This window comes from Sinorhizobium sp. 7-81, from assembly GCF_030124405.1.
Lineage (GTDB): Bacteria > Pseudomonadota > Alphaproteobacteria > Rhizobiales > Rhizobiaceae > Sinorhizobium > Sinorhizobium psoraleae.
The window spans coordinates 1-23,187 of record NZ_JASKLT010000004.1 but is presented as its reverse complement, the minus strand read 5'-3'; the positions used below and the strand labels follow the sequence as shown (position 1 = coordinate 23,187).

The window sequence follows — 23,187 nt, the reverse complement described above, 5'->3', positions numbered from 1 at the left end:
AGCGCAAGTTGTTTCCGGCGTTTTGCCAGTCATCTTGAGAGATGGTTCTTCGCGCTGGGTTCGCTCTACATGGATAAAGCTGTCACGATCGCGCGTATTGAGGGGGGCGATGTGAGGCGGGCTCAATTGGAGCAGTAACGGGCTGCTTTCGGGGCCACATTCCTTGCGCGCAGGCAGACGACCGGGAACGCCTCTGGACCGAGACACCCGACCCTTGGCTGCATGCGTCTCGTCGCTGTGTCAATCCTTTTACGAGGACTTCGAGGGTTTCCTTCGCAGGGCAGTGCCTTCAAACACCATCAGGGGGCGCAAAGAAGCAGTTCATGTGCTCCTCCGTGGGGTGAAGGCAGATGTGAAAGTCGTTGTCGCCCGATGGAATTTCGTCCCCGTAGGGGATCAGGAAGCGCTGCCTTTTCGTCACCAGGTGGTGGTCGCCTGGATGGAGTACCACCGAAAATCCATGTCGGCCTTTGCTGACATCTCTGCCCGGAATGGCCTGGCAGTCACCGGTCGCATGATCGCCCTTGCAGCATGCCGGCGGATAGGTCCAGCCGCTGGCGGTCGGATGGGCTTCGACATGAGTGAGGAGACCAAGAAAGGCTCCGGCTGCGAACAAAGCAGAAGGCATTGTTGGCGTTTGGATCATCTGCGTCCCTCGATCCGGACTGATGTGCTGGATCAACCAATCTGCGTCGATTGCGCGGATGAAGTAACGAAGGGGTGCCGATCAATTGCCGAAATTATCCCGAAGCGCCACATCGGCGGCATTTCAGGCAGCTCAAGTGTTTGCTAATATTTCGGCGCGGCGTTTCCAAGAATTACCCGGCGGAGGGAGGGCGCGGCATGGATGTCCGGTTACCCGATGCATTCACATTCAACGGCGTAACCGCGGATTTTCGCGTGGGGTTGTTGCATGATGATCAGGGTCGCGACGTGATGTTGCGGCCGCAGGCTTTCGCCGTCTTGACATATCTCGCCGACCATGCCGGACGGGTCGTGACCAAAGACGAACTGATCGAAGCAGTGTGGGGTCGTGTCGCGGTGACCGACGATAGCCTCGTGCAATGTATCGCCGACATTCGCAGGGCATTCGGCGACAACGCGCACGCAGTCATCCGTACGGTGCCGAAACGGGGCTATATGCTGTCGGTGTCGCAGGCCGAGGCCGCTGGGGTTCCGCCGAGACGGTGGAGGTGGAAGGCGGCCGTTGCTGCGATTTGCTTGGCGATGATCGCTGCTGTTGCAGGCTGGCCGCTCCTCAGGCCCGATCGTTATGACGCGCAGCGCAGCCGCGTACCGTCGGTCGCCGTCTTGCCATTCAATAGCATCGGCGACGAAGCCGCCCAGCGCCTTGCCGATGGACTCACCGAGGACATCATCACCGATCTGGCGCGCTTTCCCGAATACGCCGTCATCGGCAGCAACTCGACGGCCGTCTACAAAGGGAAAGCCGTCGATCCGCGAGAAGTCGCGGCTGCATTGCATGTTGGCTATGTCATCGAAGGCTCGATCCAGCGGGAGGCAGGTCGAACCCGCATTGCCGCACGCCTGATCGACGCGGCCAGCGGCGAGGACATCTGGTCCAACCGGTGGGATCAGCCGGACAGGGATATCTTCGCCGTCCAGAACGAAATCGCCGAACAAATTGCCAACCGGCTCGGCGGCGGCGCGGGGCTCATACAAGAGACGGGGCGCAACGCCGCCCGCCGCAAGCCACCGGAAAATCTATCCGCATATGAGCTCTACCTGCTAGGTACGGAGAAGCTGGAACTCTTCACCAAATCCGACGTGGAAGAAGCCATCCGGCTCCTCACGCGCGCCGTTGAAATCGATCCCGGGCTGGCGCGCGCCTGGGCGGAGCTCTTCCACTCCTATTGCGTATGGCGGAGCTTTGGCGCTGACTGGGACACGGCAACGCGCAAAGCCGACGAAGCCGCAGAAATGGCGGTCCGACTTGACCCCGGCGACCCCGAAGCGCACGCGGTTCTAGGAATGAGTCTGGGAGGGAGAGGCGACTTTGTGCGCGCGAAAGCTGAATTCGACACTGCACTTCGCCTGGCGCCGGGGGCGGCGGAAATCCTGATTTTCTATATCGGCTTGGCATCGACGCTTGGCGAAGCCGAGCGCGGCGCCGAACTGATCGAACAGGCGATAAGACTCGATCCGAACTATCCGATGTGGGCCTCGGGCCCGTTTGCCTATGCCTATTTCATGGCAGGCCGTTATGAAGACAGCCTCCGCATGCTCGACCGTGTGACGACCGCCAACTACAACCGCGACAAATGGGTCTTCAAGGCGGGATCTCTAGCCGCTCTCGGGCGAACCGCCGAGGCGAAGTCCTGGGTCGAGCAGGCGCTGAAGGTCTTTCCAGACCTCAACGCCGAGCTGATGAACAACGATCCCGGCTACAACGAGGCCGAACATCGGCGCCTTGTGGAGACAATGCGGCTGGCGGGCTTTCCCCTTTGCCTTACAAAGGAGCAACTGGACAAATTCGAAAAGCCGCGGCGCCTGCCTGAATGCCAGAAGTCGTGAGGCGGGTAGCGCTACAGTGCCGCGCGTCTTGTCAGACGCACAGAGAACGCTGTAGCACATTGAATCGCTGCATGTTTTAAAGCGGCTTCGTCAAGGAAGCATGCAGTAGGCGCGCAACCGCCGATAGCGTTGGCTGATCGGGCTCACGTGCTCGCTGGATGCGCCGGCATGTCTTCTACTGAAGATTACCGTCGCCGCTGCGGTCGGCTGTCTTGAAGTCGGCCATGACCCGGTTCAGGAACTCGTTTTGGCTGAGCCTGCCGTCGCGGTTGGCGTCAGTAGCGGCAAACTGCTGCGTGTTCAGAACCTGCGCCACTTCTTCGGAGCGCAGGCTGCCGTCCTTGTTCTTGTCCAGACTCGTGAAGGCCGACGTCATGAAGGCCTGGTATTCGGATTGGTCGACCGCGCCATTCCTGTCACGGTCGAGCCGATCCATCTGGCCCTGATTCATAGCCGCCGGTTGATTTTGCGCCACGGCCGCAATGGCCGTAGAGAATGCGAATGCCGTCAGCAGGACTAGTCTTTTCATCATCCCGACCCTTCGCATCAATAGCAGGTCAAGGCATTGCCGCCCGCAGCACCCAGCGCAGCGCCGCTGCCAACAGCCCAGAGCTGACCGCTTCCCGAACCGATCGCCGCGCCGGCAAAGCCGCCAACGACCGCGCCGCCGACTGTGCCGGCGATACAACCGAACTCGCCAGCGCGTCCGGTCGATCCTGTCGTCGCAGATTGGCAGCTGGACAGGGCGAGGCCGCCTGCGAGAATGAGAATTGTCGTGAGCTTGCTCATTTTTTCCTCCAAGTATATCCGGCCGAATTCAATAAAGATCGGCGGACACGCCATTTACTGGCGCCGGATGGAAATAAGCTTCTGAATATGGCTCTCGAATTTCGAGAGGCTCTTCTGCTCTATCAGAAGCATATCGCTGACAAGACATGCAGTCCGCGGATAAAGACGTACACGGCTGTGGGCAAAATACTACTGCTGCGCAGGGGCGATGACAACTGCGCGGGGCCGCTGTGCTCGTCAAATATTGCGACAGGCCGTATCGGTCTGTGGTCGACGGTATCGTTTCGTTCGATCTCTATTCCGACGCGATCACTCCGGCGAGAACCGCCTTGGCGACGGCCTGGAAGCGATTGTGGGCGCCGAATTTGCGGATGATCCCGGATTCAAGCGTGAGCGCCGCAGTCAGGTCCATGTCCATCAGCCCGGCGATGCGCGAAGCCGAATAACCTTCGGCCATGAAGCCCAGGCAGTCGGACTCGATCGGCGACAGGTGCACATGCTCCGCTGCCGTCGGATCGTCTTCGCCTTCCACCGATCTCCCTTCGAGCAACTCGGCGATCTTCTGCATCTGGCGGCGCAGGATCGATTGCTGGGCGGCGAGCTCGCGGCGACGCGCCTGCAGGGCAGCGTCGAACAGTTCGTCGGCCCGCTCCTGGTTTTCCGCGCGGTCGAGTGCCGCCATCAGTTCCTGGATCGCGGCGATCGGCATGTCGATTTCCCGGCAGGCGTTGATCACCGCCATGCGGCGGATATGGTCCTCGCCATAGACGCGCATCGGCCCCATGCGCGCGGCGGTCAGCAAGCCTTTCTCTTCGTAGAAGTGCAACGTCCGGTGCGTCACCCCGAAAACCTCTGCCATCTCGGCGATGGCGAGCCGGTCGTCCGGGCCACGGTATGGAACGGGCAGTTGCGGCAGGAAGCCGACCGGATCGTCCTTGGCTCCCGCCTGTTTCCAGGAATCTTGCTGCATGTCCAATGTCCCCCACTCGAGCGTCCGGAAGGCGTCGCAACCCGCCGACCAAGACCTTCTCCTCCAGCCAAGCGTCCGGCCGGTCGCCGACCTCGACACCTGCTGCTCGTGGGACACATCCGCGCAAGGCGCGGCTACTGCTGACCAATGTGCATGCCTGCGACCAAACCCAGGGCGCCGCAGGTCCGATTAGCTGGAACCCCGTTACGCGTTCGCCGAACGCGCGGTGCTCCAGTGAGCAACCCGGCATGAAATCCAACGCACGCACACACGGTAAGTGCGAATCACGCAAATGAACAGTCTTAATATTGCAGGGAAAAATGCGCTTTCACGCGTTGCACCAGCAGAGCCAAAAGCGTCGCGTGTGCAGCCGGACGCGCAGAGGGGTGCTCTAGAACTTCGAATGTAGAGCATCTTTTCTGCTTTCAGTGATACCACCTGACAGCAGAATGCCTTAGTGGCCGATGACCTTGAGCGGGCTGTTGGCGGAAATGATGAAGAACGGCTCATCGCCCTTGAGCGGACCGAGCTTCTGCTGGCAGTCCCAGGCTTTCTGGAAGCTGTCGCGCGTGAGCAGCCGGCGGTAGCGCGCCGTCGCGGTCATGCATTCCATGAGCGTGCTCTGGACCTTCTCCGCGGCGGTGTGGGCGTAGATCTCGCCGTCGAGCGCGAAGAGCTTTGCGGCAAGCGAGGTGCTCTCGTAGAGAATGTCCGGCTCGCTTGTCAGCCGCTCCGCGGTGATGAAATCGTGCCGCAGCGGGATGCCTTCGCCGTCATGCGAGAGCGTGATGCGGATGCCCGCTGCAGGCGCGTCGTACCAGGTGAGATTGATCGAGAAGGCCAGAGCCTGATTGCTGGAGGCTGGCGCGCCTTCGCCCTCGACCGCGCTCGCCCTGGCAAGCGTCTTATGGCGAAGTGCGGCCTCGCGCAGCGCCTTTGCGAAATGTCTGGTGCCCTTGTGTTCGGGGCCGGTTACGCCGACGCGGACGGATGGCAGGCCGCGGATAGCGGCCATCGGCCCGTCGACGAGCTTGGCCTCCGCGTCGATGTCCAGCGTCATCTCAGGGGAGGGCAGGGGCGCAAAGAGCAGCAGCGGCAGGACGCTCAGCACCGCCCATGGAGAAGAGAAGGGTGCCGGTTGCCAGGGAGCGCGGCGTCCGGACGACGGCCGGCGGGCGCTCTTTTCCTGCCGGACAGGAACTGCGACCGTCTCGGCAGCGGCGCCATGCACGCGGCGGTACTCCGGCACATAGGTTCCCTTGGGAATGGTGATCTGCCACTTTTCGTCGGCGCCGTCGGTGTCGTAGAAGGTCTTGAGCAGCTTGCGCAACTTGCCGGCATGGACGCGGACAAGCGGGTCGCCGTCTGCATCGAAGGTCTGATCGCGGCCGAAGACGTCGACGCCGATCGAATATCCCTTGAGTTGCGCGCCTTCGCCGATCATTTCCTTCTCGACGACATAGGCAAGGAAAGCGCGCAGCCTTTCGGATCGCCGAAAGCCGCGGCTGTCGAGGATCCGGCGCAGCGCCAGCCGAATCGTCTCGTCGCAGGGCCTTTCGGCTGGCGTCATCGATGTTGCTCCAAGGGATGCGGCGGAATGCCGGGACAGAGATCGCCGGGAAAAAACAACTTAAATCTGATTCGGAGCTTAAGCCCAAAGATGGCGGTTGTCAGGTTCGATGGCGATAAGTCGCACTTTTCTTAAATGCGACTCACTCGCGTGCTGCGGGCGCGGCAGGCCGCACGCCCGCACCCTCCCGTGAGCGCGGCTCACGATCTTGAACGCAATGCCTGGGCGCGCGGAATGCGCGGCTCCGCATTCACCCGCCGTTGCGGTAGTCGAGCTCCGGATACCAGTCTTTGCCGCGGCCTTCCGGCGTGGTATCGAGAAGGGTCCAAAGCGGGTCGAGGTCCGGCGCCCCGCGCGGGTCCTGGCCGGGATCGGTCATCTTTCCATTCATTTCGCCGCTCCAGAAATGCCGGATGGTGCCGTCGCGGCGGGTTAAGACCGTGTAGCCCGGGACATCCGCGTCCTCGGCGCTGACATAGTCGCGGGTGAAGGCGCCGTCTCCATCGGAATAGACCTTCAGTTGAGTCCAGCCGCGCGCCTTCTTGGCCTCCACCAGCCGCTCGATCGGCGAGCGGGCGACCAGGGCGAGCGCCACGCGCTGCTCGATATCAGGCACCTTGCCTTCCCATGCTCCCATCAAAGAGGTGCACATGGGGCAGGGTTTTTCGCGCTTCGGACCGAACATGTAGCTGTAGATGACGAGCGTGTCCTTGTCGCCGAAAAGGTCGGCGAGGGTGACGGGTCCGTTCTCGCCCACGAAACGATATTCCCTGGTGACTTCGCCGCCGGGCGGCAACTGCCGGCGCAAGTCGGCCACGCGCTCGATATGGCGCCTGAGTTCGATTTCCTCCGCAAGAAGCGCGTTGCGCGCCCGCCGATACTCCGCACTTTCGTTGGGAAAACTGGCGTGATTCCGTGCCGCCAGTTCCTGCGCCGGGATGAGTGTGGTCGTCATGATCGCTCTCCTCTCGCTCTCTGCGATTTATCTTCATCCTGCCTCGAGTAGACTGAAAACGTTGATATCAACATAAACCACCCATGTCAAAACGCCTTGCGCTTGTCAAAACGCGCGGACGAAACCTGCAAAACGGCGATTCCGGTTTTTTAAAATCTGCGGTAGAACAGGGCACCGATGATCTTGCCCCCGCCTCTCTGAAAGTTTCGACATGCCCGCAAAACTGTCCGTGAATCTCAATGCCGTCGCCATGTTGCGCAACCGGCGCGATCTTCCGTGGCCGTCCGTTACCGGCCTCGGCCGCATCGCTCTGCAGGCGGGGGCGAGCGGGTTGACCGTGCACCCGCGCCCGGACCAGCGCCACATCCGGTTCTCCGACCTGCAGCCGATCCGCAACCTGATCGACGACGAGTTTCCGCAGGCGGAATTCAACATGGAAGGCTTTCCGAACGAGGACTTTCTTCAGTTGGTCGAGCGGCACGAGCCGGAGCAGGTCACGTTGGTGCCGGATGATCCGGCGCAGGCGACCTCCGATCACGGCTGGGATTTTCGCAACAACCACAACCTGCTTGGCCATGTGGTCGGGCGGCTGAAGAAAAAGGGCTTCCGCGTCTCACTGTTCGCCGATGGCGATCCGGATCCGGAGGCGCTGAAGATCGCCAAGGAGACCGGGGCGGACCGGATCGAGCTTTACACCGGCCCCTATGGCGGCTGCTACGATGATCCCGAGAAGGCCGAACGGATCGCCGGCGAACTCGGCCGCACGGCGGAGATCGCGCTCGGCCTCGGCCTCGCCGTCAATGCCGGCCACGACCTGACCGTCGCCAACCTGCCGCTCTTGGCAAAGCACATCCCGGCGCTCGCGGAGGTCTCGATCGGCCATGCGCTGACGGCGGATGCGCTCGAATACGGCATGGCCGAAACCGTGCGCCGCTTCCGCCGCGCCTGCGGCGAGGCGGTCTAGGCCAAAGAACGAGACTCGTTCGGCCGTGCTTGCACGCATGCTTGATCCATGCAATATCCATACATTATCGAATGTGGGATGTTGTCGATGGGCAAGGATCGTGCCGGTCTTTCGTGGGTGCCGACGCTTAGCAAGGCGGACGGACCGCTCTATCTGGCGATCGCGGATGCATTGGCCGCGGATATTGCGGCCGGCGGGCTCAAGGAGGGCACACGCCTGCCTCCGCAACGGGCGCTTGCGAGCGCGCTCGGCATCGACTTCACCACCGTCGGCCGTGCCTATAACGAGGCGCGGGCGCGGGGGCTGATCGAAGGCCGCGTCGGGCAGGGCACCTATGTCAGGGCGCGGCGGAGGAACGCCGATCGCCCATCCGGCGGCGGGCTCGTTGACATGAGCATGAACCTGCCGCCGCTCTTCGACGATCCGGAACTTGTCGCCCGGATGTGGGGCGGTATCGATGCGCTTGAGCGCGAGCAGGGCCTGGATCTCCTGATGCGCTACCAGGCGATCGGCGGCGCCTTGCCGGACAGGGCGGCAGGCGCGGCCTGGCTGCGGCCGCGGCTTGGCGAAGTGGCAGCGGAGCGGGTGCTCGTCTGCCCGGGGGCCCAAGGGGCACTGCTTGCAACCGTCAGCATGCTTGCCGCGCGCGGCGATGTGATCTGCGCCGAGGCGCTCACCTATCCGGGGCTGCGGTCGCTCGCTGCCCATCTTGGCATTGGCCTTGCCGGCGTGGCGATGGACGAGCACGGGCTTCTGCCCGAGGCATTCGAGGCCGCCTGCGTCAAGCACCGGCCGAAGGCGCTTTATTGCAATCCGACGCTTCACAATCCGACGACGGCGACGTTGCCGCTCGACCGCCGGGAGGCGGTCGTCGCGATTGCCCGCAGGCATGGCGTCGCAATTGTTGAGGACGACGCCTACGGTGCGCTGCCAACCCAACCGGTGCCGCCGCTCGCCGCGCTAGCGCCCGAGCTTGTCTATCACGTGGCGGGGCTTGCCAAGTGCCTGTCGCCGGCGCTCCGCGTCGCCTATCTCATCGTACCGGATGCCGTGAGCTCCGTCCGCCTCGAGGGCGCGATCCGCGCGACCGCCGGCATGGCCTCGCCGCTTTCGGCGGCAATCGCCACGCGCTGGATCGAGGCTGGAACGGCGGATGCGGTGCTTCACGCCATTCGCGCCGAGACCGGACGGCGCCAGCAGATCGCAACCGGGATCCTGTCGGCAGATCGCGTCGTGACCGATCCCGAAGCGTTCCACCTATGGCTCAGGCTGCCCTCCGCCTGGACACGCGGCGCGTTCGGTGACCGGCTGCGCACGGCGGGTATCAGCATCGTCGCAAGCGATGCCTTTGCGCTTGCTGCCCCGCCGGAAGCCGTGAGGCTGGGGCTCGGCGCGGCGGAAACCTCCGTCGAGCTCGAGCGCAGCCTCGCCGTCATCGCCGATCTTCTCGCGCAATCGCCTGCGGTCCTGAACTTCGTCGTCTGAGGGCGCACAGCCGCAACCCGGCGCAATTGTCGCAGGTACCGATGCATACAATTTATTGACGATGTATGCTTTGTATGGCTTCCTTTTCCATGTGCCGGCGAGGACGTGGAGCACCGGGCATCTCGGAACCGTAACATCGCTTGCGCGTTCGAATTATGTGCCCCGCGCCTGCCGCCGAAGAGATTTTGGAGAGGAAAGACAGTGTCTTCACACAAGGATTGGCCGGCACTTTCGCCGTTGCAGACGGGTCTGCGTGGCCGCTGCCCGCGTTGCGGCCAAGGGCATCTGTTCGAGGGTTTCCTGAAGCTCCGTCCGGAATGCGAGGTCTGCGGGCTTGACTATTCTTTCGCCGACCCGGCCGACGGCCCGGCGTTTTTCGTCATCTGTTTCGCCTGCGTGCCGAGCGTGTTGCTTGGCGTCTGGCTAGAGGTGCAGTACGGCGCGCCGCTCTGGGTGCATCTGCTGACGACCGGTCCCTTCATGCTGCTCACCTGTATTCCGCCGCTGAGGCCGCTGAAGGGCTGGCTGGTCGCAAGCCAGTTCTTCTACAAGGCCGAAGAGGGCAAGGTCGTGCGCCGGGCCGTGGCGCAAGCGCCTGATGCGAGCGTCAGACGGTGAATTGAAGTAAAATCATCGGGCAGGCCGGGGCGTCGGAGCGCGAGCGCCATGGAGGCACGGACCGCATGACGAACCTGATCTCGATCGTGACCTGTCCCGCCTGCCGGCATCAGTCTGTCGAAACCATGCCGAGGGATGCCTGCCTGCATCTTTATGAGTGCAAGAGTTGCGGCATGCTCCTCAGGCCGAAGGAGGGGGATTGCTGCGTGTTCTGTTCCTACGGCTCCCAGCCGTGTCCGCCCATTCAGGAGGCGCGAGCCCGCCGATAACTGCGTGAAGCAATTGCTCGGCGCGCTCGTCTACCAACGGGCGACGCGGCGGCCGGCGAGAGTCCCTAGAAGCGCCAGGATCGCGATCGCGATCGTGTACCAGGTAACGACGAACAGGGGCGAATCGTCCGTGCAATGGGAGGCATAAAGCGTCGCGGCGATGCCGCCGGCCACAAGGCCCGTCATTGCGCCGGCCAGTGCCGGATGGGACGGGGCGCCGTGGCGTAGCGCGAGCAAAAGAAGCGCTAGCGGGCCGATCCCGATCAGCGGAATGAAGGTCAGGCAAACCAGGCTGTTCGTCCCGACAAGCCTGCTCGACCAGGTTTCGGCGGGCACGACGGCGAGTTCGATCGCGACGCCTGCGAGGATGAGTGCAGGAGCGATGGCAAGAAAGCGCAGCGGGCCCCGCGGATCCGTCTCCGGACGCGACAGCATCCGCAGAAGAGCGAAGGCGCTTGCGGCAAGGGTGATCGTCACGACGAACTTGAAGAGAAAACGGAGCGTCTGCGCGGCGCTGGCAATATCCGCCCGGGGGCCGAGCAGGACGACGAAGACGGTTGCGGCAATGACGACGGCAGCGAAGACCGCGCCCCACCAAGCCGCGTTCATCGGCACGCCGGTTCGCCGGCTGTCCGCGGCAAGAGCCTTGATGAGTTCGTGTGTCTCCATTTCAGTCTCGTCCAAATCGCCGGGCGATGGCAGCAAGGCCGCGATGAAGCGCGACGCGAACTGCGGTTTCGTTCATGTCCAGGCTCCGGGCCGTCTCCGCGATCGTGCGCCCCTCGACCGATATTGCCGTCACCACCGAACGCTGCCCGGGGGTGAGCGTTTCGAGCGCTCGGCCGATTTCCCAGTCCCTGACCGTTTCCGGTTCCTCGGCAGCGAGCCGGTCTTCCAACTCGCCGATCTCGATCCGGGAATGGCGGCCCTGCCGTCGCAAAGCATCGACCAGCTTGTGCTTCGCGATCGCGTAGACCCATGGCGTCACCGGCCCGTCGCACCGCCAGGTGTGGCGCTTCACATGGATGGCCAGCAGCGTTTCCTGGACGATGTCTTCCGGATCAGGACCGCCGAACGCCCTGCGCCGCGCCCAGGCGCGAACGAGGCGCGCGGTCTCGTGCAGGAAGTCGCCATAGGCCCGCTCGTCACCGTCGAGCGCCGCACGGAAAAGTCTGGCGAGGCTCCCTTCATCCACGCCGTCCACCTGTGCTTCCTCCCAATTCGCTCGTCCTTGTCGCTTGTTACATCTCCGCCGCAATGGTTTCGCTAAAATGGGACGACGAAGCGTGTAAAGCGGTATTCCGCCCGTATCCTCGGCCTCTCTTCATCGTGATCCGGCAGGGGACGCGGGCTCACGAAAGCGTGTAGACGCGAATGTAACATATCTCCCGTTGGTGCGAACGAGCCTCTGTGTGCCTGAAGAGAGCACACCAGGAAACCAACACGGAGACGAAATCATGTCTACGAAATCCACGATAAGTGCGGCCATGCTGGCGAGTGCGGTGGCAGCCGCGGTGTCGTCGTTCGCGATCGCCGCGCCGCTTTCGGAAGCCGAGGTCAAGGCCGCGATGGACGCCGGCAAGGAGAAGTGCTTCGGCGTCGCGCTCAAGGGCCAGAATGATTGCGCGGCCGGCCCGGGCACCACCTGCCAGGCGACCTCGACGGTCGACTATCAGGGCAATGCCTGGAAGTTCGTCGATGGCGGCACCTGCACGACGATGCAACTGCCGGACGGCCGCAAGGGCTCGCCGGAACCGCTGACGCGCGATCTTCCCTCATAAGCAATCTGTCCTGAGCCACCTGTAGACAAGCGCCGGAAAGCGGAGGCGACGATGGCCAAATTGGCAATTCACGCGGATCGTGGCGCGTCGGAAGGCTCCCGGTTTCCGGCGCATCGGATCGACGGACTGGCAGGCACCAGTTTCAAGCACCAGCATCTCACATCCATTCTAGATGATGAGGCAAGCAACCGCGGTTTCTTCGAGGTTCACGCGGAAAACTACATGGGTGAGGGCGGGCCGCCGCACGCGGCACTCACCCGGATACGCCAGGACTACCCGGTTTCGCTTCATGGCGTCTGCATGTCCATCGGCGGACCGCAGCCGCTGAATAAGGCCCATCTCGGCCGTTTCGCCGGGCTGATCGAGCGATACGAGCCGGCGCTCGTCTCGGAGCATCTGGCTTGGTCGACGCATGACACGACCTATTACAACGACCTTCTGCCGCTGCCCTATACCGAAGCCACCCTGCAGCGCGTCGCCGACCACCTCGATGAGGTCCAGGAGACGATCAAGCGACCGATACTGCTCGAGAACCCCTCGACTTATGTGCTGTTCAGGGAATCGACGATGAGCGAGACCGCATTCATCCGGGAATTGGTCCGGCGCACCGGCTGCGGTCTGCTGCTCGACGTCAACAATGTCTTCGTTTCGGCGACCAATCACGGATTTTCCGCGCTTGAATACCTGGCGGATTATCCGCTCGAACATGTCGGCGAGATCCATCTGGCGGGCCATGCAGAGCAAGTGGACGACGAAGGCGATCTCCTCCTGATCGATAGCCACGACGGGCCGGTCACCGATCCGGTCTGGACGCTCTTCGACATCGTGATCAGCCGGTGCGGTCCGCTTCCGACGCTCGTCGAATGGGACAGCGCCATTCCGGATTGGCCGGTGCTGAAGGCCGAAGCGATGGCGGCTCAAGCGATCCTCGACCGGCACGCAGGCGCCTTCCTGCGGGAGAAGAGCCATGCGCGCCGCTGAGAGCATTTCCGACGACCTTGCCGGCAAGCTGGATTACGCGACAGGCTTCGTGCCGGCGCTGCTCGATCCCGGCTGCGCAACGCCTGCCCTCGTCGCCGGACCAAGGGGCAAAGCCGCCGACAAGCGCTTCAACGTCTACCGCAACAACGTGACCGTCAGCCTGATCGACGCGCTTGCAGCGGCATTTCCCGCGACGATGCGCATCACCGGCGAGACCTTCTTCCGCGCCATGGCCCGGTTTCATGTGCGTGAAACGCCGCCTGTATCGCCGCTTCTCTTCGAATACGGCCGGGACTTTCCCGCCTTCATCGAGCGCTACGAATATGCGCGATCGATGCCGTGGCTCGCCGACGTCGCGCGCGTCGAGCGGGCCTGGCTCGACGCCTATCATGCGGCGGATGCGCCCGCTCTGCCGCCGCATGCCTTGACGTCGTTTCCGGCGGAAGCGCTTGGCGACGCCGTCTTCGAGGCGCACCCGTCAACGCGCATGGTCCGGTCGGCCTATCCGGCGGTGACGATCTTTGCCGCAAACCGCGCGAGCGGACCGGTTGGTCGCATCGAGGCCACCGAGCCGGAAAACGCGCTGGTAACGCGACCGGCGCTGGAGGTGGAGGTTCGCCGTCTTCCGCCAGGCGCCGATGTCTTCCTGGGCAGCCTCCTGTCAGGCGAGCCACTCGGAAGCGCTGCCGCGACGGCAAGCGCGCGCTGTCCGGAATTCGATCTCGCAACTGCCATCGTCGTGATGCTTGAGGCCGGTGCCTTTGCCGCGGTTCGCTAGAGCGGGATGAGGAAAAGTGTGTGCGGTTTTCCGCTCGCATCCCGCTCTAACTCATTAGAATCGATCACATTTATGATTTTGGGTCGATTCGACCAAAAATCATCGTGATCCAGGGAGGATGAGAAGGTGACTCTTATGCCAAAGTTCTTCGAAAGACACGAAAACTGGGGCGGGGCAAGCTGGCTCGGCCGGATCGACGGCCTGATTGCCGCCATCGCGCCGACGTCCCTCGCGCAGCTTGCCTTGCGCCTGGGGCTTGCCGTGCCCTTCTGGCGCTCGGGCATAAGCAAATGGGACGGCTTCCTGCAGCTCAACGATGTGGCCGTCCTGCTCTTCACATCGGAATTCCAGTTGCATCTGCCCGGAGGGCCATATCCCTTGCCGGCGCCGGCGGTGACGGCCTTCGTGGTCGCCTGCGCGGAGGTGCTGCTGTCGACGCTCCTTGTCCTGGGACTGGCGACACGCCTTGTGGCGCTCGGACTTCTCGCAATGACAATCGTCATACAGCTCACCGTTCCGGACGGATGGCCGATTCATCTGACCTGGGCGGCGATGGCGCTCGGCATCATTACGTGGGGTGCGGGTAGGTTGTCGGCGGATTGGTGGCTCGGGCCGGGGAGGGGAAAAGGCTAGGTGGTCACCCCCTCATCCCGCTGCCGCGACCTTCTCCCCGCAAGCGGGGAGAAGGTGCCGGCAGCGGATGAGGGGCAACTTGCCACCCGATGCGCCGTGAAGATTACGCTTCACCCCGGGTTTCCCAGATCCAGATTGTGCTGCCATTCGATCGCGTCCTCCAGGCGATCGTGGCCCCAGAACAGTTCGCCGTCGGCGACAAAGGAGGGCGAGCCGAAGATGCCGATCTCCTTCGCCTCTCTGGTCGCGGCGTCAAGCGCATCGGCCACGGCGCCGGAGTCTGCCTGCTTCAGCACGCGGGCGGGGTCCTGTCCCACTTCCCTGATGCTCGACGAGAGGTTGGGCTCGCTGCCGGCGGGGTCGCGGTCGACGAACCAGCGGCGGTAGGTGGCGATCGCATAGGCCGGGCACCAGCCTTCATCGGCGGCGAGTACGGCAACGCGGTTGGCCTGTTCCAACTCGGGCAGCGGGTAGGGGATAGGCAGCCTCAGGGGCAGGCCGAACTTCGCGGCGCGCCGCTCGATATCGCGCCACATATAGGCGGCCTTGAGCGGCTTGTCGGCGAAGGGAACGTCGTTTGCGTCAAGCTGGACCGCGCGAGCGTCGAAGGGTCTCCAACGAACCTCGACGCCCGCGCTCTCGGCGACCTCCGGCAGCCGCATGACAGCGAGAAAGGTGTAAGGGCTTCCTATCGAAAACCAGAAGTCGATCGGTACCGTCATTGCTCTTCCTCTTCCTCCCCCATGCTGCAGATGTTCGCGATTGCCTTCGGAGGGCAACCCCCAACCATCCACGCAGGAGAAGTAGATAGGGCTTGGACGCTGCGCGCCAATGCGGGCCTTCGACAAAAAGCCCCGGCCTGTTGCGACCGGGGCTTTGATGTGCGGATGATCTATTGAACGAGCGCGGCCTTGCTCGCCTCGAGGAATGCGGGAAGGCTAAGGGGGGTCTTGCCGGTCAGCGCGGCAAAATCGCCGGTCACCATGCCGATATGGCCTTCGCGGGTGTTGCTGTCGAAGGAGACGACGATCGGGATCAGGAAGTCGGGCAGGCCCGCGCCCTTGAGACCGCCGGCGCGCGCTTCGTCGGAAATGTGGACGACCTCGAGCTTCTTGCCTGTGGTGCTGGCGACGAGCGCGGCGATCTCGTCGGTCGAGTGCAGTCCGGCGCCGGTCAGGGTGTAGGTGCGGCTTTCCGCGGAGCCGGAGAGGAGTGCCGCTGCCGCGGCTTCCGCCGCGTCGCTGCGGGCGATATGGGCGAGACGGCCGGCGCCGGCGGAGGAGAACCACTGCCCGGTCTCAAGCGCGTGCGGCAGGGCCATGAAGAGGTTTTCCATGTACCAGCCGTTCCTGAGGATGGTGTAGGGAATGCCGGTCGCCTTGATGGCGTTCTCGGTGCCTAGGTGATCGGAGGCGAAGGGAATGACCGAGGTTTCGGGGTTCGGCATCGAGGTGTAGAGGATATGCTTGGCGCCGGCCTTCCTGGCGGCGGCGACGGCGTTCAGATGCTGCTGCAGCCGCTTGCCCGGCTGGTTCAGCGTGTCGGTCGAGATGATGAGAATCCGGTCGGCGCCGGCGAAAGCCTCTCCGAGCGATGCCGGGTCGTCGAAGTCGGCGGCGCGGGTCTGCACGCCCTTCGCGGCGTAATCGGCGAGCTTCGAGGTATCACGGCTGGTCGCGATGATATCGGCGGGCCTCGCCTTGCCGGAGGCGAGCAGCGCATCGAGCACGAGCTTGCCGAGCTGGCCTGCGGCGCCGGTCACGAGCAATGTTTCGGACATGTTCTTCCTTTCCTTTCGCTTTCAGCTCGCCTGAGACGTTTTGGCTCACGCGGGATGCTGGTCTCTTTTTGAGAGTTGCTCTTATGTCGTAATCTGCTAAGAGCTGTAAAGGAGGCAGTTTTTCCTGCTGTGGTTACGGAAAGGGTACCGCCATGAACAGGGCGACGGGCGCGGTGAAGGGCAAGCGGGTGGTGATGGTGTGCGGCGTGCCGATGGATATGGCCAACTGTCCCGTGCGCGACGTGATGGACAATATCGGCGGTAAGTGGAATTCGCTGATGATCCTGTCGCTCGCCGATGGCCCCTTGCGCTTCTCGGAACTCCGGCGGCTGATCCCGGACATTTCGCAGCGGATGCTGACGCAGACGCTGCGCGACCTGCAGCGCGACGGCTATCTGAGCCGCACGGTCTATCCGACGCAGCCGCCGAGCGTGGAATATGCTCTGACGGAGCTCGGCCGGTCGTTTCTCGTGCCGCTCAAACTGTTCGTCGACTGGTCGCTCCAGAATCACGACGCGATCCGCAAGGCGCGGGCGGAGTATGACGCGGTGGCTTGAGCGGTGAGGACGATCTTGTTTTGCTCAGCGTTGCCTCGGCCGCGCCGCATTCGCTGAAAGCCGGCGCGGACGCGCCGTGGCTGGATTCCTGTGACGAGCACAGGAATGAGGGGTGCATGGTTAGCCGCTGGTGGGCTGACAGCAACCCAGAGCTCGCTGCCATCGTTGGGCGTCGCCGGATAACACGCGCGCATCAACTCAATTGACTTTGCCGTGCACAGCTCAAACGACAGCCTCATTCCTGTGCTTGTCACAGGAATCCAGTGCGCCCAAGTCCTTGGGCGCGGGAGACTGCCGCTCTGTTCAGGCGTAGCAATTCTACTCTGCCTTTAGCCGACTGAGGACCGCATGCAGCCAGCAGCCGAGTGCCGCAGCCTTACGCGGCGCAGCTCACCGCCTCACCGCCGAGGGCGAATTCGACCGCCGCGTCGGCATGGATGGCGGTGGAATCGAAGCCGGGAAGCGGCAGGTTGGCGGGGTCGAGGATGAGGCAGATTTCGGTGCAGCCGAGAATGACCGCGTCGGCGCCTTCGGCCTTGGCCTTCTCGATGAGCGCGACCAGCGCCGTGCGCGACGACTCCAGCACCTTGCCGGCGCAAAGCTCGTCGAAGATGACGTTGTGGGTCAAGGTGCGGCCGTCCGCGTCCGGCACCATCAAGTCGATGCCGTGCCCTTTCATGCGCTCGGCATAAAAGCCGTGCTCCATCGTGTAGCGCGTGGCAAGCAGCAGCGGCCTGCGGCTGCCGGCGGCCTTCAGCCGCGCCGCGGTCTCGTCGATTATGTTGATCAGCGGCACGTCGACCGAGGCCTGCACCTGGTCGGCAATCAAATGCATGGTGTTGGTGCAGATCAGCACGCATTGCGCACCGCCGGCCTTGAGCCCGCGTGCGACCTCGGACAGGCGCTCTGCTGCGTCCTCCCAACGGCCTGCCTTCTGCAGGTCGACGATCTTCTGGAAATCCACGGAGTGAAGCAGCACTTCGGCCGAATGCAGGGCGCCCAGGCGCTCGCGCACGGCCTCGTTGACCATGCGGTAGTAGACCGCCGAGCTCTCGAAGCTCATGCCGCCGATAAGGCCGATCTTGCGCATTTCCATGGAGAGGTTCCCTTGTTCTTGAACAGACATCAATTCCGGAACGCCGAAGATGCCGCGTTGCCACCTTCTGATCCCGTTCCATTGTTAAAAGTATGGCGCGGCTTTGACCGGATGTGTTTGCTTTGATGAAGAGATTTGGGGAAACAGGCGCATAAAATTTGTGCCACTGTCGCATTTTCTGCAAATTATTGGCGTCAACTGGATCAGCAGCGAGGAGTCACTGGCGTGTTGGATGAGAGAGACCGGAAGCTGCTGGCGCTTCTGCAAGAGGATGGCAGTGCGGCGATGAGCGACCTCGCGGAGCGCGTAAACCTGTCGCTTTCCGCCTGCTCGCGCCGCATCCAGCGACTGGAGGAGGCGGGTTACATCGCACGACGCATCGTCGTGCTCGACCGGGAAAGGATGGGCGTGCCGACCACGGTCTTCGCGCTCATCAAGACCGCGCATCATTCCGATGAATGGATCGAAATATTCCGGCGCGCAATCAGCGATATTCCCGAGATCGTCGAGGCGCACCGGCTGACCGGCAATTACGACTACATCGTCAAGATCGTGCTGCCGCGCGTCGAGCATTACGACGTCGTCTACAAGCAGATCGTGCGCAAGGTGGAACTCTTCGACGTTTCCGCGTCCATTTCCATGGAAGTCTTGAAAAGCGGCACGGCCGTGCCGGTCGGTTATGCAGAGTAGGCGGCCCCTATTGCCGGACGCGGCGTTCTCGGTAGCACTTTGAAGTGCTGCATGTTTTTATCCTTAAATCGAATACGATTTAAGGAAACGAGCAGTTTGTCGACGCGGAGGAAGGTCGATGTGCGGACGCTTCACCAATATGATGACATGGCCCGAATTGATCGCGCTCTACCGTCTCACGCTTGAGGAATATTACGGCCGCAACACTGAGCCGCGCTACAACATCGCCCCGACCGATACCGTGCCCTTCGTCCACAATGACAGGGAAGGCAAACAGGTCTTGGAGGACGGCCGCTGGTGGCTGGTGATGTTCTGGGCAAAGGAAATACCGAAGGCGGCGATGTTCAACGCTCGCACGGAGGAGGCGGATACGAAACCCGCCTTCCGCGATGCCTTCAAATTGAAGCGCTGCCTGATCCCGGCGGACGGCTTTTACGAATGGACCGCGGGCGACGACGGCGGAAGGGATCCTTGGTTTATTCATCTGCCGGATCGTGCGCCATTTTCCTTCGCCGGCGTATGGGCGCGGAACAAGACGCTCGACATCACCAGCTTTACGATCCTGACAATGCCCGCAACTGATCCGGTCAAGACGCTGCATGACCGGCAACCGGTCATTCTCGATCCGGCGGTCTATGATGAATGGCTCTCGGCCGACACCGCCGTCGCCGACGCCAAGGCGCTTATCAGCCGCAATCTTGGCGACGCCCTGCAATTTCACCGCGTCTCGCGCGAGATCAATTCGTCAAAGTTTGAGGGCGACCCAGGAATCGACGTGCGCTGACCGCTGCGCCAAGTTTGCAACGGAGCCATGCCGAACGTGTGGTTGCGTCGGGCCGGACAAAGGTGGAGGGTTTGTCGAGTGTCTTGAGAGAGCGGTGTGAAAGTCATGCACGACAACCATCATCTCGTCGTCGTCGGTGGAGGTTTCGGAGGGCTGCAGCTCGTCAACGACCTTCGCGGCGCGCCAGTCCGGATAACGCTGATTGACAAGCGCAACCACCATCTCTTCCAGCCGTTGCTCTACCAGGTTGCAACGACGCTGCTGGCGACCTCGGAGATCGCGTGGCCCATCCGCAACCTTTATCGCGACCGGCCGGAGGTGACGACGCTGCTCGGGGAGGTCGTGGGCGTCGATCCGGCTAACAAGAGCGTGATCCTGACGAGCGGCAGCTCGGTCCCTTACGACACGCTGGTGCTCGCGACCGGCGCGACGCATGCCTATTTCGGCCATGACGAATGGGCTTCGGTGGCGCCGGGGCTGAAGACGCTGGAGGACGCGACGACCATCCGCCGCCGCGTGCTTCTCGCTTTCGAGCGAGCGGAGGTCGAAGAGGATCCGGAGAAACGCAATGCGCTGCTGACCTTCACGGTGATCGGCGCAGGACCAACCGGCGTGGAACTCGCCGGCATCATCGCCGAAATGGCGCACCGGACGCTGCCCGGCGAATTCCGCCGCATAGACACGCGCAAGGCACGCGTCGTGCTCGTCGAGGCGGGGCCGCGCATTCTTCCCGCCTTCACCGAAGACCTGTCCGCCTATGCGGGCGGTGAACTCGCAAAGCTCGGCGTCGAGGTGCGCACGGGCGTTCCCGTTACCGACTGCACGGATGAGGGGGTGTTGATCGGCGAGAGCTTCGTGCCGAGTCGCACGCTCGTCTGGGCCGCCGGCGTCCAGGCCTCGCCTGCTGCCCGGTGGCTCGGCATCCAGGCGGACCGCGCCGGCCGCGCCGTCGTGGAAAAGGATCTCACCGCACCGGGGCTGCCCGATGTTTTCGTCATCGGCGACACGGCCTCGGTCGTTTGGGAGGCGGGCAAGCCGGTGCCGGGCATCGCGCCCGCCGCCAAGCAGCAGGGCGCCTTCGTTGCCCGGATCATCCGCGCCCGGCTCGAAGGCAAGCCGGCACCGGGTCCGTTCCGCTACCGCCATCAGGGGAGCCTCGCCACGATCGGCAAGCGCGCCGCCATCATCGACTTCGGCAGGATCAAGCTCAAGGGCGCGCTCGCCTGGTGGATTTGGGGCATTGCCCACATTTACTTCCTGATCGGCACGCGAAGCCGCTTCGTCGTCGCCTGGAGCTGGCTGTGGATCTATCTCAGCGGCCAGCATAGCGCCCGGCTGATCACCCAGAAGGAGACGTTGCGCGAGGAGGGATAGCGGCGGCAAGGCCATAGCGGATCGGCACGCGGCAGCGGTGTGCTGGCGGAACGCCGTTTTGCACTTTTCCCTCGCATGCTCTAGAAGGTTGCTATCTTTCGATTTCGGATGCAACTTTGGGTATGCTAAGCATCGACGCATCTCTCGTCGGCCGACTGATCGCCGCGCAATTTCCCGAGTGGGCGGATCTTCCGATCAGGCCAGTCGAGTTCGACGGATGGGACAATCGGACCTTTCATCTGGGCAGGCACATGACGGTGCGGCTGCCGAGCGCCGCGCCCTATGCACTTCAAGTCGAAAAAGAGCAGCGCTGGCTGCCGATCCTGGCGCCGCGCCTGCCGCTGCCCATTCCCGTGCCCCTGGCAGTGGGACGGGCGGGCGAGGGTTATCCCTGGCCCTGGTCGGTTTACGAGTGGCGCGAAGGCGAGATCGCGACCCATGCACCTGTCGCGGATCTCAGCGCTTTCGCGGCGACACTCGCACGTTTCCTCGTGGCGCTCCGGGAGATCGACGCAACCGACGGGCCGGCGCCGGGGCAGCACAATTTTTTCCGGGGCGGTCCGCTGGCCGTCTATGACGCGGAAACGCGCCGGGCGCTCGTTGCCCTCGAGGGAAGAATCGATACGGACGCGGCACGCGCGGTGTGGGAAGCAGCGCTTGCCGCGACGTGGCACGGCGCGCCGGTCTGGTTTCACGGCGACGTCAGTTCCGGCAATCTTCTGGTCGAGAATGGGCGGTTGAGCGCGGTGATCGACTTCGGCACCTCCGGCGTCGGCGATCCTTCATGCGACCTTTCGGTCGCCTGGACCTTTTTCCACGGAGAAAGCCGGGAGGCGTTCCGCGCCGCGCTGCCGCTCGACAAGGCGACCTGGGCACGCGGCCGCGGCTGGACGCTCTGGAAGGCGCTTATCGTCCTTGCCGAACTTCCGGGTACCGATCGCCTTGAAGTGGAAAAGTCGCGGCGCGTGATCGAGGCGGTGCTCGCGGATCACGAACGCCACGGCTAACAGGTTCTCAGCCGGAGACGCGAGCGACGGAGCGGCCGCACCAGGAGGAAGCTTGTCCGGCCCGTTTGCGCACGAGCCCCTCGGAGACCAGGACATCGCCAAGTGACGTTCCGTTGCGCATCACCAGATGCGGGCTTCCACCTTCGTTGCCGCCGCCCTTCGACGCGACGAGCGTGAATTTGCCGGCATTCAGCAACTCGCGCAGCCGCTGCTTGGCATAGAAGCCACGCGCGCGTTCCGCCTCGCATTTGGCCTCCTTCGTCTCCGGAGCATCGATATCGGCGATCACGATCTTCTCGCCCTCGAAGAGGAAAGTATCGCCATCGACAACGCAGTTGTCGTTGCGAATACCGCAGAAATAGAACGTGTTGGAATCCGCAAACCGGGGCGTCGGCTGTTCCATCGGCCGCCCGATCGGAGCCGGCGGAGCAAGCGCCGGTGTTCTGCCGACCGGGGCCGGGGGGACGAGCTCCTGCTTCCTGGCGATCGGGGCGTGGCGCGCAAGCGCCGGGTTCCTGCCGATCGAGCCGGTATGCTCTTTCGGCCGCGCCTGTGCACTTACCGGCTTCGTCTTCGTCTCCCGCGGCGAAAGCATGGCGACCACTTCGGAGGCGCCGGGCAGGTCCGGGAGTTTCGCCCGGTGGTCATAGGCTGCGATGCCGCCAATCATCAGGACGGCCGCGATGTACCAGGGCGCCATGCCGCCGCGATTACCCTTCCGGCTTGCGCCGCGCTTGCGCCTCTTTGAACTCGTTTTGGCCATCCGATTCGGTCCTCGATTGCCGGGGCATTATCGGCACGAGGGGTTGCTGAAAGGTTGCCATCAGGGCCGCTGGAAACGGGTCAATGGCGGAGGGGCGACGGCTGCGCGGCCTTCCGCCGGTATCGGCGTTATCATCGGAGAGGGAGTCCGGAAAAGGAAGACGGGCCCTTGCCGCCGTGCGTCTTTGCAGTCGCATGATGGCCACGAGAACCCGCCAATGGCGGCAGAAATCCCTGCCGCGCGCGCTTTTTTAATGTGCAGGCTGTATGGCGCGTTCCTTCAAACGCGCCACGCACGCGTCAACGGTTGCGGTCGGTATGCCTGGATCTGCCGGGAATTCCGTCACCGCCACCGTCGCCTTTGCCATTGTTGGCTTTTCGGAGGTCGCCAGCCTTCTTGCCGCCAGCTTTCTTGCCACCGGCCTTCTTGCCGTCAGCCTTCTTGCCGTCAGCCTTCTTGCCGCCAGCTTTCTTGCCACCGGCCTTCTTGCCGTCAGCCTTCTTGCCGTCAGCCTTCTTGCCGCCAGCTTTCTTGCCATCGGCCTTCTTGCCGTCAGCCTTCTTGCCGCCAGCCTTCTTGCCGTCGACCTTGTCACCGGCCTTACCGCTGGCCTTATCGCCACCCTTTTCGCCGGCATTCTTGCCGCCAGCCTTCTTGCCGCCAGGCTTGTCACCGCCCTTTCCGGGGGTCTTGTCGCCGCCTTTACCGCCGCCGTTGTCACCGCCGCCGCCGTTGTCGCCGCCGCCGCCGTTGTCGCCGCCGCCGCCGTTGTCGCCGCCGCCGCCGTTGTCGCCGCCGCCGCCATTGT

Annotated in this window: 27 protein-coding genes; 14 read left to right on the top strand and 13 right to left on the bottom strand. The window is 63.4% G+C overall.

Annotated features, from left to right (window positions below):
• Positions 1–289: 289 nt before the first annotated feature.
• Positions 290–628: a hypothetical protein gene (locus tag QN224_RS16040; protein ID WP_283977793.1), complete on the bottom strand. Its 339-nt coding sequence runs from the start codon at positions 626–628 to the stop codon at positions 290–292.
• Between the two features lie 215 nt (positions 629–843).
• Here QN224_RS16040 and QN224_RS16035 point away from each other — a divergent pair, with 215 nt between their 5' ends.
• A complete protein-coding gene (locus QN224_RS16035; RefSeq protein WP_283977510.1) occupies positions 844–2,535 on the top strand; it encodes a winged helix-turn-helix domain-containing protein in 1,692 nt (563 codons plus the stop codon).
• Positions 2,536–2,710: 175 nt separating this feature from the next.
• On the opposite strand, the gene QN224_RS16030 is transcribed toward QN224_RS16035, so the two are convergent.
• From QN224_RS16030 to QN224_RS16010, 5 genes are all read right to left on the bottom strand, one after another.
• Positions 2,711–3,064 (bottom strand): EF-hand domain-containing protein, encoded by a 354-nt coding sequence (locus QN224_RS16030; protein WP_283977792.1) that lies wholly within the window; start codon positions 3,062–3,064, stop codon positions 2,711–2,713.
• Positions 3,065–3,081: 17 nt separating this feature from the next.
• Positions 3,082–3,324 carry a glycine zipper 2TM domain-containing protein gene (locus tag QN224_RS16025; RefSeq protein ID WP_283977509.1) on the bottom strand — a complete coding sequence of 81 codons (243 nt, stop codon included), beginning with the start codon at positions 3,322–3,324 and terminating at the stop codon, positions 3,082–3,084.
• 295 nt (positions 3,325–3,619) lie between these two features.
• Entirely contained in the window at positions 3,620–4,294 is a 675-nt protein-coding gene (locus QN224_RS16020; protein ID WP_269282407.1) for a MerR family transcriptional regulator, read from the bottom strand.
• Between the two features lie 454 nt (positions 4,295–4,748).
• Entirely contained in the window at positions 4,749–5,864 is a 1,116-nt protein-coding gene (locus QN224_RS16015) for a hypothetical protein (protein WP_283977508.1), read from the bottom strand.
• 250 nt (positions 5,865–6,114) lie between these two features.
• On the bottom strand, positions 6,115–6,819 hold the full coding sequence (locus tag QN224_RS16010; protein ID WP_283977507.1) for a DUF899 family protein: 705 nt from the start codon (positions 6,817–6,819) through the stop codon (positions 6,115–6,117).
• A gap of 211 nt (positions 6,820–7,030) precedes the next feature.
• Here QN224_RS16010 and QN224_RS16005 point away from each other — a divergent pair, with 211 nt between their 5' ends.
• The 4 genes from QN224_RS16005 (at position 7,031) to QN224_RS15990 (ending at position 10,155) form a co-directional block, all read left to right on the top strand.
• Positions 7,031–7,783 (top strand): pyridoxine 5'-phosphate synthase, encoded by a 753-nt coding sequence (locus tag QN224_RS16005; RefSeq protein WP_283977506.1) that lies wholly within the window; start codon positions 7,031–7,033, stop codon positions 7,781–7,783.
• 87 nt (positions 7,784–7,870) lie between these two features.
• Positions 7,871–9,268 carry a PLP-dependent aminotransferase family protein gene (locus tag QN224_RS16000; protein WP_283977505.1) on the top strand — a complete coding sequence of 466 codons (1,398 nt, stop codon included), beginning with the start codon at positions 7,871–7,873 and terminating at the stop codon, positions 9,266–9,268.
• A gap of 201 nt (positions 9,269–9,469) precedes the next feature.
• Entirely contained in the window at positions 9,470–9,886 is a 417-nt protein-coding gene (locus QN224_RS15995; protein ID WP_173509908.1) for a DUF983 domain-containing protein, read from the top strand.
• A gap of 65 nt (positions 9,887–9,951) precedes the next feature.
• Positions 9,952–10,155: a GDCCVxC domain-containing (seleno)protein gene (locus QN224_RS15990; RefSeq protein ID WP_283977504.1), complete on the top strand. Its 204-nt coding sequence runs from the start codon at positions 9,952–9,954 to the stop codon at positions 10,153–10,155.
• Between the two features lie 30 nt (positions 10,156–10,185).
• Here the strand turns inward: QN224_RS15990 and QN224_RS15985 are convergent, their stop codons facing one another.
• Both QN224_RS15985 and QN224_RS15980 read right to left on the bottom strand, forming a co-directional pair.
• Positions 10,186–10,824 carry an NrsF family protein gene (locus QN224_RS15985; protein ID WP_283977503.1) on the bottom strand — a complete coding sequence of 213 codons (639 nt, stop codon included), beginning with the start codon at positions 10,822–10,824 and terminating at the stop codon, positions 10,186–10,188.
• A gap of 1 nt (position 10,825) precedes the next feature.
• The gene (locus QN224_RS15980) at positions 10,826–11,359 is read right to left on the bottom strand and encodes a sigma-70 family RNA polymerase sigma factor (protein ID WP_173509910.1); all 534 of its coding nucleotides are present in this window, start codon (positions 11,357–11,359) and stop codon (positions 10,826–10,828) included.
• 253 nt (positions 11,360–11,612) lie between these two features.
• Between QN224_RS15980 and QN224_RS15975 the strand changes: the two genes are divergently transcribed.
• The 4 genes from QN224_RS15975 to QN224_RS15960 all read left to right on the top strand — a co-directional run bounded on the left by QN224_RS15975 (position 11,613) and on the right by QN224_RS15960 (position 14,328).
• The gene (locus QN224_RS15975) at positions 11,613–11,936 is read left to right on the top strand and encodes a DUF2282 domain-containing protein (RefSeq protein WP_173509911.1); all 324 of its coding nucleotides are present in this window, start codon (positions 11,613–11,615) and stop codon (positions 11,934–11,936) included.
• A 51-nt stretch (positions 11,937–11,987) separates the two neighbouring features.
• Positions 11,988–12,917, top strand: coding sequence for a DUF692 domain-containing protein (locus QN224_RS15970; protein WP_283977502.1), 930 nt, complete (start codon positions 11,988–11,990; stop codon positions 12,915–12,917).
• Positions 12,904–13,695 carry a DNA-binding domain-containing protein gene (locus QN224_RS15965; RefSeq protein WP_283977501.1) on the top strand — a complete coding sequence of 264 codons (792 nt, stop codon included), beginning with the start codon at positions 12,904–12,906 and terminating at the stop codon, positions 13,693–13,695. The genes QN224_RS15970 and QN224_RS15965 overlap by 14 nt, the downstream gene beginning before the upstream one ends.
• A gap of 135 nt (positions 13,696–13,830) precedes the next feature.
• Positions 13,831–14,328, top strand: coding sequence for a DoxX family protein (locus tag QN224_RS15960; RefSeq protein WP_283977791.1), 498 nt, complete (start codon positions 13,831–13,833; stop codon positions 14,326–14,328).
• A gap of 110 nt (positions 14,329–14,438) precedes the next feature.
• Here QN224_RS15960 and QN224_RS15955 read toward each other — a convergent pair whose 3' ends face one another.
• Together QN224_RS15955 and QN224_RS15950 are read right to left on the bottom strand one after the other, a co-directional pair.
• A complete protein-coding gene (locus QN224_RS15955; RefSeq protein WP_283977500.1) occupies positions 14,439–15,050 on the bottom strand; it encodes a 2-hydroxychromene-2-carboxylate isomerase in 612 nt (203 codons plus the stop codon).
• A 170-nt stretch (positions 15,051–15,220) separates the two neighbouring features.
• A complete protein-coding gene (locus tag QN224_RS15950) occupies positions 15,221–16,108 on the bottom strand; it encodes an NmrA family NAD(P)-binding protein (protein WP_283977499.1) in 888 nt (295 codons plus the stop codon).
• Positions 16,109–16,260: 152 nt separating this feature from the next.
• Here QN224_RS15950 and QN224_RS15945 point away from each other — a divergent pair, with 152 nt between their 5' ends.
• Entirely contained in the window at positions 16,261–16,665 is a 405-nt protein-coding gene (locus tag QN224_RS15945) for a helix-turn-helix domain-containing protein (protein WP_173509916.1), read from the top strand.
• A 376-nt stretch (positions 16,666–17,041) separates the two neighbouring features.
• Here QN224_RS15945 and QN224_RS15940 read toward each other — a convergent pair whose 3' ends face one another.
• Positions 17,042–17,761 carry an aspartate/glutamate racemase family protein gene (locus QN224_RS15940; RefSeq protein ID WP_283977498.1) on the bottom strand — a complete coding sequence of 240 codons (720 nt, stop codon included), beginning with the start codon at positions 17,759–17,761 and terminating at the stop codon, positions 17,042–17,044.
• A gap of 225 nt (positions 17,762–17,986) precedes the next feature.
• Between QN224_RS15940 and QN224_RS15935 the strand changes: the two genes are divergently transcribed.
• From QN224_RS15935 to QN224_RS15920, 4 genes are all read left to right on the top strand, one after another.
• Positions 17,987–18,451: an Lrp/AsnC family transcriptional regulator gene (locus QN224_RS15935; protein WP_173509918.1), complete on the top strand. Its 465-nt coding sequence runs from the start codon at positions 17,987–17,989 to the stop codon at positions 18,449–18,451.
• 118 nt (positions 18,452–18,569) lie between these two features.
• Positions 18,570–19,235: an SOS response-associated peptidase gene (locus QN224_RS15930; protein ID WP_283977497.1), complete on the top strand. Its 666-nt coding sequence runs from the start codon at positions 18,570–18,572 to the stop codon at positions 19,233–19,235.
• 105 nt (positions 19,236–19,340) lie between these two features.
• A complete protein-coding gene (locus QN224_RS15925) occupies positions 19,341–20,609 on the top strand; it encodes an NAD(P)/FAD-dependent oxidoreductase (protein ID WP_283977496.1) in 1,269 nt (422 codons plus the stop codon).
• Positions 20,610–20,731: 122 nt separating this feature from the next.
• A complete protein-coding gene (locus QN224_RS15920; RefSeq protein ID WP_283977790.1) occupies positions 20,732–21,616 on the top strand; it encodes an aminoglycoside phosphotransferase family protein in 885 nt (294 codons plus the stop codon).
• Positions 21,617–21,623: 7 nt separating this feature from the next.
• Here the strand turns inward: QN224_RS15920 and QN224_RS15915 are convergent, their stop codons facing one another.
• Entirely contained in the window at positions 21,624–22,379 is a 756-nt protein-coding gene (locus tag QN224_RS15915) for a thermonuclease family protein (protein ID WP_283977495.1), read from the bottom strand.
• Positions 22,380–22,678: 299 nt separating this feature from the next.
• A partial coding sequence (locus QN224_RS15910; protein ID WP_283977494.1) for a hypothetical protein occupies positions 22,679–23,187 on the bottom strand: 509 nt, incomplete at its 5' end.

Bases quoted from the DNA above. Each gene is read 5' to 3' on its own strand.
- QN224_RS15970 (WP_283977502.1), top strand. From the start codon at position 11,988: ATGGCCAAATTGGCAATTCACGCGGATCGTGGCGCGTCGGAAGGCTCC.
- QN224_RS15965 (WP_283977501.1), top strand. From the start codon at position 12,904: ATGCGCGCCGCTGAGAGCATTTCCGACGACCTTGCCGGCAAGCTGGAT.
- QN224_RS15985 (WP_283977503.1), bottom strand. From the start codon at position 10,824: ATGGAGACACACGAACTCATCAAGGCTCTTGCCGCGGACAGCCGGCGA.
- QN224_RS16005 (WP_283977506.1), top strand. From the start codon at position 7,031: ATGCCCGCAAAACTGTCCGTGAATCTCAATGCCGTCGCCATGTTGCGC.
- QN224_RS15975 (WP_173509911.1), top strand. From the start codon at position 11,613: ATGTCTACGAAATCCACGATAAGTGCGGCCATGCTGGCGAGTGCGGTG.
- QN224_RS15930 (WP_283977497.1), top strand. From the start codon at position 18,570: ATGTGCGGACGCTTCACCAATATGATGACATGGCCCGAATTGATCGCG.
- QN224_RS16025 (WP_283977509.1), bottom strand. From the start codon at position 3,324: ATGAGCAAGCTCACGACAATTCTCATTCTCGCAGGCGGCCTCGCCCTG.
- QN224_RS15940 (WP_283977498.1), bottom strand. From the start codon at position 17,761: ATGGAAATGCGCAAGATCGGCCTTATCGGCGGCATGAGCTTCGAGAGC.
- QN224_RS15915 (WP_283977495.1), bottom strand. From the start codon at position 22,379: ATGGCCAAAACGAGTTCAAAGAGGCGCAAGCGCGGCGCAAGCCGGAAG.
- QN224_RS15945 (WP_173509916.1), top strand. From the start codon at position 16,261: ATGAACAGGGCGACGGGCGCGGTGAAGGGCAAGCGGGTGGTGATGGTG.
- QN224_RS16035 (WP_283977510.1), top strand. From the start codon at position 844: ATGGATGTCCGGTTACCCGATGCATTCACATTCAACGGCGTAACCGCG.
- QN224_RS16030 (WP_283977792.1), bottom strand. From the start codon at position 3,064: ATGAAAAGACTAGTCCTGCTGACGGCATTCGCATTCTCTACGGCCATT.
- QN224_RS15925 (WP_283977496.1), top strand. From the start codon at position 19,341: ATGCACGACAACCATCATCTCGTCGTCGTCGGTGGAGGTTTCGGAGGG.
- QN224_RS16040 (WP_283977793.1), bottom strand. From the start codon at position 628: ATGCCTTCTGCTTTGTTCGCAGCCGGAGCCTTTCTTGGTCTCCTCACT.
- QN224_RS15990 (WP_283977504.1), top strand. From the start codon at position 9,952: ATGACGAACCTGATCTCGATCGTGACCTGTCCCGCCTGCCGGCATCAG.
- QN224_RS16010 (WP_283977507.1), bottom strand. From the start codon at position 6,819: ATGACGACCACACTCATCCCGGCGCAGGAACTGGCGGCACGGAATCAC.
- QN224_RS15960 (WP_283977791.1), top strand. From the start codon at position 13,831: ATGCCAAAGTTCTTCGAAAGACACGAAAACTGGGGCGGGGCAAGCTGG.
- QN224_RS15955 (WP_283977500.1), bottom strand. From the start codon at position 15,050: ATGACGGTACCGATCGACTTCTGGTTTTCGATAGGAAGCCCTTACACC.
- QN224_RS15920 (WP_283977790.1), top strand. From the start codon at position 20,732: ATGCTAAGCATCGACGCATCTCTCGTCGGCCGACTGATCGCCGCGCAA.
- QN224_RS16015 (WP_283977508.1), bottom strand. From the start codon at position 5,864: ATGACGCCAGCCGAAAGGCCCTGCGACGAGACGATTCGGCTGGCGCTG.
- QN224_RS16020 (WP_269282407.1), bottom strand. From the start codon at position 4,294: ATGCAGCAAGATTCCTGGAAACAGGCGGGAGCCAAGGACGATCCGGTC.
- QN224_RS15950 (WP_283977499.1), bottom strand. From the start codon at position 16,108: ATGTCCGAAACATTGCTCGTGACCGGCGCCGCAGGCCAGCTCGGCAAG.
- QN224_RS16000 (WP_283977505.1), top strand. From the start codon at position 7,871: ATGGGCAAGGATCGTGCCGGTCTTTCGTGGGTGCCGACGCTTAGCAAG.